General features: G+C 54.9%; 3 protein-coding genes. All 3 read right to left on the bottom strand.

Features of this window, described 5'->3' with window-relative positions; translation table 11 throughout:
- Window positions 1-29: 29 nt before the first annotated feature.
- From tnpC to tnpA, 3 genes are read right to left on the bottom strand one after another with little or no spacing between them, the layout of a single operon-like run.
- Window positions 30-1,700 (bottom strand): IS66 family transposase, encoded by a 1,671-nt coding sequence (tnpC, locus tag E5672_RS19665; RefSeq protein WP_136783864.1) that lies wholly within the window; start codon window positions 1,698-1,700, stop codon window positions 30-32.
- Window positions 1,701-1,746: 46 nt separating this feature from the next.
- A complete protein-coding gene (tnpB, locus tag E5672_RS19660) occupies window positions 1,747-2,115 on the bottom strand; it encodes an IS66 family insertion sequence element accessory protein TnpB (RefSeq protein ID WP_136783863.1) in 369 nt (122 codons plus the stop codon).
- Window positions 2,115-2,417, bottom strand: a complete 303-nt coding sequence (tnpA, locus tag E5672_RS19655) for an IS66 family insertion sequence element accessory protein TnpA (protein ID WP_136783862.1) — start codon at window positions 2,415-2,417, stop codon at window positions 2,115-2,117. The genes tnpB and tnpA overlap by 1 nt, the downstream gene beginning before the upstream one ends.
- Window positions 2,418-2,502: the final 85 nt, after the last annotated feature.

The raw sequence follows: 2,502 nt of genomic DNA, 5'->3' as shown, positions 1-2,502 counted from the left end.
GTAAGCGCCGTTAAATCGACACACTTCCCCTAACCATACTGAGCCAAATTTTTTGAAACAGGCTTCAAGGGCACATTCCACGGTAGAAGGGCTTCGAGCTTCTCCAGCGTGTCGGCCTCACCGATTCGGTCCAGTACATAGTGGATGTAGGCTGAGGGCTCCAACTGATTGGCCTTGGCGGTTTCGATCAGGGAGTAGCAGGTGGCACTGGCTCTCGCCCCCCGTGTGGTATCGGCGAACAGCCAGGCCCGACGGCCGACAGCAAAGGGGCGTATCGCATTTTCCGCCAGCACGTTGCTGATGTGCAGGTATCCATGCTCACAATAGCCTGTCAGGTAAGGCCACTGATTCAGGGTGTATTCCATCGCAATACGCGTCAGTGAACCCTTCATCACCTTGCCGACCTGTTTTTCCAACCAGGTTTTGAAGGTTTCGAGCAACGGTAAACTCAGCGCCTGACGAACCTTGTATTTTTCGGTATCGCTGCGGTCCCGGGCTTCGCGCTCAATGGCATAAAGCTTGCGGATATACCCCAGGGCGATGTCTGCCTTGGAGATTTTGCTTTTTTTAGCTTTTTTTGCACCACCCGGAGCCGCTTTGCTGGCTTCGATGAATTTACGGCGCGCATGATCCCAGCAGCCGATCCGGGTGATGTTGTTTTCACGGCACACCCGACCATAGCCGGAGTAACCATCCGCCTGCAGGATACCGGCAAAGTCATCCAGCAGGCGCACGGGGACGCTACCTGCACGGGACGGGTCGTATTCGAACAGCACGGACGGTTGACCCGGTGGGCCACCGCGGGTGATCCACATCCACTTGTCGGATTGAGTACTTTTTCCGTCTTCCTTCAGGACCTGGATCCGGGTTTCATCCGCCTGCAGGTAGTGGCTGCTATTCTGGACTTCGCGTATCAGGTTGATGAGCGGCCGGAAGACATCCTCCAGGCGGATAATCCAGTGCGCCATACTGGTTCGCCCAACCTCGTGCCCCAGCCGCTTCAGCATCTGCTCCAGGCGATACAGCGGCAAGCCGTCGGCGTATTTTGAGGTGATGATATAGGCCAGCAGTGAGGTGGTGGCAATGCATTTTCCCAGCGGATGTACGGGGCGCTTGGCTGCAATGATGGTTTCGCTGCCGTCACGTTCGAACACTGCCTTTTCCTGCCAGATTTCCAGTACTTTGAGCTGGGCGGGGATAAACTGCAGCTCCTCTTTCACTTTGGTGAAGAAGGTTTTACTCGCGCCGGCCTTTTCCTCTTCCGACAGTGTCAGTTCGATACGCTCGCGCACCAGTTTCCCGCTGAAGCCACGCTGGCGTTTCTTCGCCGCTTTGGGTTCCGCCGGTGCGATATCCTCGGGGAGCTGCTCCAGCAGCGCCTCGATCTCCGCTTCCATCTCGGCTTCATCGAACAGGTGGATCTGGTGGGTATGCTTTTCGCTACTGGCAGCGAACTGCTGGGCCTTCTTCAGGCGCAGCTGCTCTTCCAGCAGGGCAATGTAGTGATCGCGCTGCTGGATGGCTTTGTGTTGGGATTGAAGTGAATGATCCAGGGATTGAATGGCTTCATCCCTGGATTGCAGGGCCTGTTCTTTTTGCGCCAGCTGTTGCTGGAAGTCGCCAATCACCGCCAGCAACTCCGCAGTGGATAAACCACTGTAATCGCTTGTATTGATGGGAGTGCTGGGCGCCTTTTTCATGGCGATATGTTAGCAAAACAAGGTCTCAAAGGCACCGCTCAAGGCGTTAATTGATCGACTCGTAGTGCAGCGTTTTATGCCCTTTGAGTAAGCTGATATCGTAGCCGTCGAGCAACCAGTTAATCTGCTCACCGGTCAGGGGCAGTAGATCCTCCGACAGGGTCGGCCATTTGAACTTTTCCTCGGCCAGTGATTTGTAATAGAGCACAAAGCCATTACCTTCCCACATCAGACACTTGATTTTGTTGCGATGGCGATTGGTGAAGGCGTAGAGGGCACCGGTGAAGGGACTGTGCCCAAGTTCCTGCTCGATCAATGCCGCCAGGCCATTGGCCTGTTTGCGGAAGTCCACTGGTGCCCGGTAGAGATAGATCTGCGGTATGTCCAGTGCCGGGCGCAGGTAACGCAACGCCATTACAGCTGCCTCAGAATCGCACCCACGAGTTCGATATTCCCGGTATGTATGCCGGTAATCGACAGGCCGTTGGGCAGCGTGAGTGTCAGCTCGCACTTTGAGGAGGCAGTCTGAGTTACTCTGGCAAATCCGATAGGGGAATCCGGCTGGCTTGAACGGGCTTTATTTTGTTTGCGTCGCCAGTATACAAACTGGTGGTAAGAGAGGTTATTCTCCCGACAGAAAGCCTGTCCGGATAGGCTGGATACCTGCCAGGTGGAGATTTGTTGTTGCCAGAACTGAGTGCGCTCTTCGGGGGTCATGGCTGATTCCTTTGTGTAAGTACGGTTGGAATCAGTGTGTTGAAGTCGAATCAGGAAAAACAGGTGCTGATTCTTTGGCGCTTAC

It is taken from the genome of Alteromonas portus, from assembly GCF_005117025.1.
Lineage (GTDB): Bacteria > Pseudomonadota > Gammaproteobacteria > Enterobacterales > Alteromonadaceae > Alteromonas > Alteromonas portus.
The sequence above is the reverse complement of the archived record's forward strand: the minus strand, read 5'-3'. Positions and strand labels throughout refer to the sequence as shown.